The following is a 6,539-nucleotide window of genomic DNA, read 5'->3' as shown; positions in this document are numbered from 1 at the left end:
CAGCAGGCGCGGCCGGCGCGGCCGCCTGCACCGGCGCCTGTTGCACGGGCTGCTGCTGCACCGGCGCCGGCTGCGCGGTCGTCGTGGACGGAGCCGGCGTGGTGTCGTCGTCGTCCTTGGAGCCGCCGAGGCCCTTGAGGTTGATGTTGTTCAGCTTGATCGGCTTGTCCGACAGGCCTGGTGCCACGATCGTCACGCAATCGAGCGAGGCGCAGTTGCGCGGCGTCTCGATGCGGATGTGCTGGCCTTCGATCTGGAACGCAATCGAGTTGCCGGCATGCGCGGCGGCGGTCGAAGCGAGGAAGAGCGCGGTGGCGGCGATGGTGAGCTTGTTCATGGCAACCTCTGAAAATTGTGCCGGTCTGAACTGGTGTCGCTGGTGGATGAAGCGTGGTTCGACCCTACGTCGGGCCTGTCCCGCCTTCTGTGATGGACGTCACAACGGACCGCGTCGGCTGGGTGAGGCAGCGCACATTCAGCGGCAAGTCAGCCCGCGTAACCTCGTCGCGACACAGAGGGAGGCGCCGATGAAGCGGCTTGCGACATCGCTTGGCACATTGATCGCTTTGGTGGCGATGGCGTCGTCAGCCCAGGCCGGTTCCTACGCCGGTTCCTACACCTTCTCGATCGGCGGCGACCGGTTTCATGTCGAGGCGCCGCGGAACTGCCGGTCTGCTTCCTGCGTGTCGGTTTCATCCAATCGCAGCCTCCGGCGGACGAACGATGCCGATACGACACCTGCTCCGCCGCCCGCGGTCGCGCCGCAGCAACCGGCTTGTCCGGTAGCTCCGGTCAGGCCGGCGCCAGCGGCCGTCGTCGTGGCACCGCCAGCGCCGCCCGCCCCCGTCATGGCCGCGGCCACATCGCAGCCTGTAGTCCTGCCGTCGCCGCCAAGACTCGAGGCGCCGAGCCCCAATCCGCCGAGAGTTGAGCTGCCGCGCATGGATCCGCCGAAGACGGTCATGCTCGATCCGCCGCGCGTGGAGGCGACAGCCGTCGCTCCGAGGCCCGAGATCGACGAGACTTCATCGATCGCCCAGCGCAGCGATGACGAGTCGGCTTATTCGCCGCTCGGCGAATGGGAGAGCGCCGGCGCGAAGGGCACGGTTCGGATCGAACGCTGCGGCGCCGCGCTGTGCGGCTATGCGCTGACCGAAGCCTCTGGCCGCGGCGAAAGCGTGCTCGTCAACATGAAGCCGAAAACCCACGACGTCTGGAGCGGCAGCATCTACAGCCGTTCCAGCGGCAGCACCTATTATGGGACGATGACGCTGACGGCCTCCGGCAGGCTTCGCGTCGAAGCCTGTGCGCTGGGCCGCTTCTGGTGCTCCGGCAACGACTGGACGCGCGTCGAGGAGCGGCAGCAGAAGGTGATCACGACATCACGGCAGTGGGGGGCAAGGTCGTAGCGTTTCTCTTACCCTCCCCTGGAGGGGGAGGGTGGCAGCTTGCCCCTGTCCAATTTGTAATCGTCCCGCACCGAACCTGCATCTCGCTTGCACGCGACCGATGGCTGACGACGCATGCAAGGAGAGCCAACATGAAACGTCTCGGCTTCATCGCCGCGCTGCTGATCGGCAGCGCGATCCCGGCCCACGCCGACACCGACATCTGGAACAACATGCTGAAGCAGCAGCGCGGCGACGATGCGCTGCATGTCGACAGCGCGTTCTGCGACGCGCAACTCGGTGCGCCGCAGAACGGCACGGCGACCTCAGCGCAATACAAGCGCTGCATGCGCACGCGGGGCTGGCGCTTCAGTCATACGGTTCGCGAGAAGGACGACGGCTATCCCGATCCCGATAATCCCGGTCTGGTCTGTCACGACTTCAAGATCGGCGGCCTCACGGGATCGTCCTGCTCGAATTTCTGAGCACGGCAATACGCTCGGCGGCCGGGTGATGTCTCTAGATCATGCCGAGTACGATGGCGCCGACAAAGGCCATGGCGAGGCACGCGGTGATAACGCTCAGTCTCCCGGCGAACGTCATAAGGTCGCTCCCGCTGCTGTCCCCCGTGCGAGCGCATCATGGTTAACAGAGAGTCTCTCTCCGAAAAAGTCAGCCTTGCTTCCGCTGCTGCCTGGCGGCGTACGCGCGTGCGCGCCGGTATGGTTAAAGAACACTGAAATCAACACGTTGAAGAGTCTTTAAGTAAATTCACCGAACGTGCGTGCATGACGCGCGGAGTTCGTTTGTATCTCGTCGGCTCCATCGTCCTTGTTTCGCTTGCGGGTTGCGGACGCGGCTTTTTCCAGGCCGAACGCGAACCGTGGCGGGCCGAGGCCGAAGCCGCATGCCTGAAATCGGGCGCGGTGAAAGAGGGGCCGGATCTCGTCCGCATCGAGCCGATCTCGGGCCCCGGCATGTGCGGCGCCGAGTTCCCGTTGAAGGTCGCCGCCATCGGCGAAGCCTCGGGCAGCTATGGCTTTGCCGACGAGGAATTGCGTCCGCCGGGGAGTGTCGGCGGCCAGCCGCGGTGGCCGGTGACGCAGCCGCGATCGAACGCTCCGCAGAGCCAGAACTATCCGTCATCCTCCTATCCGCAGCGGTCGAACTATCCCGAGAGCGCGGTGCGCCAGCCCTCGGGCTATGGCAATTCGCCCGGCCCGATGTCGCTGAACGCGCCCGGCGTGGCACAGCAAGAGGACGAGATCGACTTGCCGCCCGAGGGCACCGATGCCGCGGGCGCCGCACGCTACATGAATGCGCCGAGCTATCCGGCGCGGCCGGCGCCGTACTCGCAGGCGCCCGCGCAGCAACCTTTGCCGCGTCTTGGTCCGGCGCAGGGCAATCCCGTCATCGCCGTCGGCCCCGTCGCGATCAAGCCGACCGCGACGCTCGCCTGTCCGATCGTGTCCGAACTGGACCGCTGGCTCGCCGACACCGTGCAGCCATCGGCGATGCGCTGGTTCGGTGCCCGCGTCGTCGAGATCAAGCAGATCTCCGCCTATTCCTGCCGCGGCATGAACGGCAACTCGCACGCCCACATTTCCGAGCACGCCTTCGGCAACGCGCTCGACATCGCCGCCTTCGTGCTCGCCGACGGACGTCGCGTCACCGTGAAGGACGGCTGGCGCGGCATGCCGGAAGAGCAGGGGTTCCTGCGCGATGTGCAGTCGGGCGCGTGCGCGCATTTCACCACGGTGCTCGCGCCGGGCTCGAACGTCTATCACTACGATCATATCCATGTGGATCTGATGCGCCGCGCCAGCCGCCGGCTGATCTGCCAGCCCGCCGCTACCTCGGGCGACGAGGTCGCCGGCCGCGCGCAGCAGCGCAACCCTTACGCCGGTCGGCGTGATCCCTATGTCACGGGCTCGCTCGGAACGCGCAAGAGCGCGACGCGCAAGCAGGAAGAGGACGAGTACGCCGACGAGTAAGATGACCGCCGATATCGTCCGCTATCTCACCCATCCGCAGGTGCAAATAGATCCCACGGTGCCCGTGCCGCAATGGGGCCTGAGTTCGGTCGGTCGCGCGCGCGCCGAAGCGCTGGCGAATGCGGGCTGGCTCGCGAGCACCACGCAGATCGTCTCGAGCGCCGAGCGCAAGGCGATCGAGACCGCGGAGATCGTCGCGGGCCGCCTCGGAATCATGATCGAGATCCGCGAGGCCATGCATGAGAACGACCGTTCAGCGACCGGCTTCCTGAAACCGGCCGAGTTCGAGGAGGTCGCCGACCAGTTTTTCGCGCAGCCGCATCTCAGCGTCCGCGGCTGGGAGCGCGCCGTCGATGCGCAGGCGCGCATCGTGCGCGAGACCGAGGCGGTGCTCGCCCGCAATCGCCCGGGCGACGTTCTCTTCGTCGGCCACGGTGCCGTCGGCACGCTGCTGTTCTGCCACCATGCCGGTCATCCCATCGATCGCGTTCACGATCAGGCTGCCGGCGGCGGCAATTGCTTCGCATTCACCCGGGAGGGGCGTCGCGTCCTGCATGGGTGGCGCAAGATGGAAGAGATCGCGGCCTAGCTCCGGGGTGCCGGGCAGTCACTTCGAGGCCGGCTTCGACGGTGCGGGGACCAGCCCCATGCACCGCTGCACCTCGCCCGGAACGTTGTAGGTCCGCATGATATGGCGGCTGTCGCGCAGGCCGGTCGCCTCACGTTGCACCACGAGCATCCAGAGCGCCTGGCCGGCTTCCATCACCAGCTTGCGCCTCGCCGCTTGCATTGAGGCCGGCGCCTCCGCGTGCGCGTGAGCGGCGTCGAATTCGCGCAAGCGCGCAAGGCTCTGTTCGAGTGCACTGCCCATCCGGCCAAGCGCTGAGGCCTGTTCCTGGACGATCTCGTAATGGAGGATATCGACAGGCGGGCGAAGATCACGGGACATGGCGCTCAATATAGTGCCGCGGCAGCGGCCTGCGCAACGCGTGCCCCGCTGCTGCTACGTCGCCCGGTACGCCGCCAGAAACATCCGCGTCGCGCTGTCGACGACCTCGATCATGCGCTCTTCCGAAGGCGCGGGCGCGGCCTGGAAAACGAACGGCAGGAAGAGCGAGGCCTTGCACAGCTCCATGAACTGCGACGCGGCAAGGTCGCAATCGTCGATCTTGAGATCGCCGGAAGCGACATGGATTTTGAGATATTCGGAGAGCCGGTTGATGGTCTTGTCCAGCACGCGCAGATAATAGCGGCGGCCCACGTCAGGCATGCGCTCGGCGATCGCCATCACGGTGCGGATCGCCGAACCGCCGCCGGGCCGGCACAGCAGATGGATATAGGCCTGGCCAAAATCCTTCAGCGTGGTCTCGGCGTCGCGCGCGGGATCGAAATTGAAAACGACCTGGCCGTGCTGGAGCGCCTCCTGCTCGAGGATGGCTTCGAACAGCGCGCATTTGTCGGCGAAGTAGACGTAGAGCGTGCCCTTGGAGACCTGCGCGGCGCGCGCGATCTCGCCCATGCTGGCGCCGTCGAAACCGAGATCCATGAACACCTTGCGGGCTCCGTCCAGGATCTGGCGGCGCTTGGAGCTGTCCTCCTCCTGGACGACGTGGAGATGTTCGCGGCCGGCTACAACCATTGGTTCAGCGTCTCGGAAGGTTTCTGGATCGAGCCCGACCCATGAAACCCAAATAAAGGATTCGGGCCAGTAGGGTCCTGCCCGGGAATATTATCTATGTTGACCGAACCGTTCGGTCAATGATATTTGGGATGGGCGAGAGGGAACCGGCCGCAGGACGGCCGTCCCTGGTCGCCGCTTTTTGTTGGGGAGGCCTTTATGGCCGTATCGAGAGACCAGGCTGCGCGTGTCCTTCGCCAGGAAGCGGTGGAGACGACGCCGGGGCAGGCCGGCAGTGAAGCTGCGACCGAGAAATCCGTCGCCCTTGCCGAGCAGTTGCGCTCTCATGTGGCCGAGGAAACCAAGCGCCGCACCAATGAGGCGCCGGAGACGCCCGTGACCGACAAGCCGGCTGCACCCGCTGCCGCCGACGCGCCGAAGCCCGGCAAGCGCAAATTCGTCCTGATGGGTGTTGGCCTCGTGCTGGCGCTCGCGGCCGCGAGCTATGCCGGCTACTACACGCTGGTCGGCCGCTTCTACGTCGCCACCGACGACGCCTATGTCCGCGCCAACAACACCATGCTGGGCGCGCGCGTTGCCGGCCACATCTCTTCGATCCTCGCCGGCGACAACACGACCGTGCGCGCCGGCGACGTCGTCTTCCGCATCGATGACGGCGACTACAAGATCGCGGTCGATGCCGCCGCGACCAGGATCGCGACCCAGCAGGCCACCATCGATCGCATCGGCCGCCAGATTGCAGCGCTCGACAGCCAGGTTGCACAGGCCAAGGCGCAGCTCGTCTCGGCCGAGGCGGGCCTCAAGCGCGCCGATCTCGATTATGAGCGCCAGCAGGCGCTGAGCAGCAAGGGCTTTGCCTCGCGCGCCACGTTCGAAAGCTCGGAAGCCGGACGCGACCAGGGCGCCGCCGCGGTCAAGGCCGCGCAGGCCGCCTACGACGTCGCGGTCAGCAATGTCCACGTCACCAAGGCGCAGCAGGCCGAAGCGCAGGCGCAGCTCGCCGAGCTCAAGACCTCGCTCGCCAAGGCCGAGCGCGATCTCGCCTTCACCGCGGTGCGCGCGCCGGTCGACGGCACGTTCTCGAACCGCCTGGTCAGCGCCGGCGACTTCGTCGCGGTCGGCCAGCGCCTCGGCAACATCGTGCCGCTCGACGACGTCTATATCGATGCCAATTTCAAGGAAACGCAGCTCAAGCGCATCCGTCCCGGCCAGCCGGTGACAATCAAGGTCGATGCCTACGGCATGCGCAAGTTCTCCGGAATCGTCGACAGCATCGCAGCGGGCGCGGGCTCGGTGTTCACGCTGCTGCCACCTGACAACGCCACCGGCAACTTCACCAAGATCGTGCAGCGCGTGCCGGTCCGCATCCGCGTGCCGAAGTCGGTGGCGAAGCAGAACCTGCTCCGCGCCGGCATGTCGGTGTATGCGACCGTCGATACCAACAAGGGCGCGGCCGACGCCGACAGCGAGATCGATCTAGACGATCCCACCGCGATCCACCCGCAGTAGCCACAAATC

Annotated in this window: 7 protein-coding genes and 1 pseudogene; 5 read left to right on the top strand and 3 right to left on the bottom strand. The window is 66.2% G+C overall.

The features are described from left to right. Positions 1–337: pseudogene (locus AC1DW2_RS32920) on the bottom strand (DUF2147 domain-containing protein); the annotation flags it as partial. Between the two features lie 190 nt (positions 338–527). On the opposite strand from AC1DW2_RS32920, the gene AC1DW2_RS32915 reads away from it, so the two are divergent. From AC1DW2_RS32915 to AC1DW2_RS32900, 4 genes are all read left to right on the top strand, one after another. After that, complete coding sequence (locus AC1DW2_RS32915; protein WP_477008039.1) at positions 528–1,409, top strand: DUF2147 domain-containing protein; 882 nt, start codon at positions 528–530, stop codon at positions 1,407–1,409. A gap of 131 nt (positions 1,410–1,540) precedes the next feature. Then, a complete protein-coding gene (locus AC1DW2_RS32910; protein WP_477008038.1) occupies positions 1,541–1,873 on the top strand; it encodes a hypothetical protein in 333 nt (110 codons plus the stop codon). A gap of 303 nt (positions 1,874–2,176) precedes the next feature. Beyond that, entirely contained in the window at positions 2,177–3,382 is a 1,206-nt protein-coding gene (locus tag AC1DW2_RS32905; protein ID WP_477008037.1) for an extensin-like domain-containing protein, read from the top strand. A 1-nt stretch (position 3,383) separates the two neighbouring features. Then, a complete protein-coding gene (locus tag AC1DW2_RS32900; protein ID WP_477008036.1) occupies positions 3,384–3,971 on the top strand; it encodes a histidine phosphatase family protein in 588 nt (195 codons plus the stop codon). Between the two features lie 18 nt (positions 3,972–3,989). On the opposite strand, the gene AC1DW2_RS32895 is transcribed toward AC1DW2_RS32900, so the two are convergent. Beyond that, positions 3,990–4,331, bottom strand: coding sequence for a DUF6665 family protein (locus tag AC1DW2_RS32895; protein ID WP_071910360.1), 342 nt, complete (start codon positions 4,329–4,331; stop codon positions 3,990–3,992). Positions 4,332–4,385: 54 nt separating this feature from the next. Then, positions 4,386–5,021: a TetR/AcrR family transcriptional regulator gene (locus tag AC1DW2_RS32890; protein ID WP_477008035.1), complete on the bottom strand. Its 636-nt coding sequence runs from the start codon at positions 5,019–5,021 to the stop codon at positions 4,386–4,388. Between the two features lie 198 nt (positions 5,022–5,219). On the opposite strand from AC1DW2_RS32890, the gene AC1DW2_RS32885 reads away from it, so the two are divergent. After that, positions 5,220–6,530, top strand: coding sequence for an HlyD family secretion protein (locus AC1DW2_RS32885; protein WP_231143175.1), 1,311 nt, complete (start codon positions 5,220–5,222; stop codon positions 6,528–6,530). Positions 6,531–6,539 lie beyond the last annotated feature (9 nt).

This window comes from Bradyrhizobium sp. P3_C3 (assembly GCF_056402655.1).
This window is presented reverse-complemented; position numbering and strand designations above follow the sequence as displayed.

What these genes read in the sequence shown, in the direction of transcription:
- AC1DW2_RS32895 (WP_071910360.1), bottom strand. Translation starts at nt 4,331, where the DNA reads ATGTCCCGTGATCTTCGCCCGCCTGTCGATATCCTCCATTACGAGATC.
- AC1DW2_RS32900 (WP_477008036.1), top strand. Translation starts at nt 3,384, where the DNA reads ATGACCGCCGATATCGTCCGCTATCTCACCCATCCGCAGGTGCAAATA.
- AC1DW2_RS32915 (WP_477008039.1), top strand. Translation starts at nt 528, where the DNA reads ATGAAGCGGCTTGCGACATCGCTTGGCACATTGATCGCTTTGGTGGCG.
- AC1DW2_RS32905 (WP_477008037.1), top strand. Translation starts at nt 2,177, where the DNA reads ATGACGCGCGGAGTTCGTTTGTATCTCGTCGGCTCCATCGTCCTTGTT.
- AC1DW2_RS32910 (WP_477008038.1), top strand. Translation starts at nt 1,541, where the DNA reads ATGAAACGTCTCGGCTTCATCGCCGCGCTGCTGATCGGCAGCGCGATC.
- AC1DW2_RS32890 (WP_477008035.1), bottom strand. Translation starts at nt 5,021, where the DNA reads ATGGTTGTAGCCGGCCGCGAACATCTCCACGTCGTCCAGGAGGAGGAC.
- AC1DW2_RS32885 (WP_231143175.1), top strand. Translation starts at nt 5,220, where the DNA reads ATGGCCGTATCGAGAGACCAGGCTGCGCGTGTCCTTCGCCAGGAAGCG.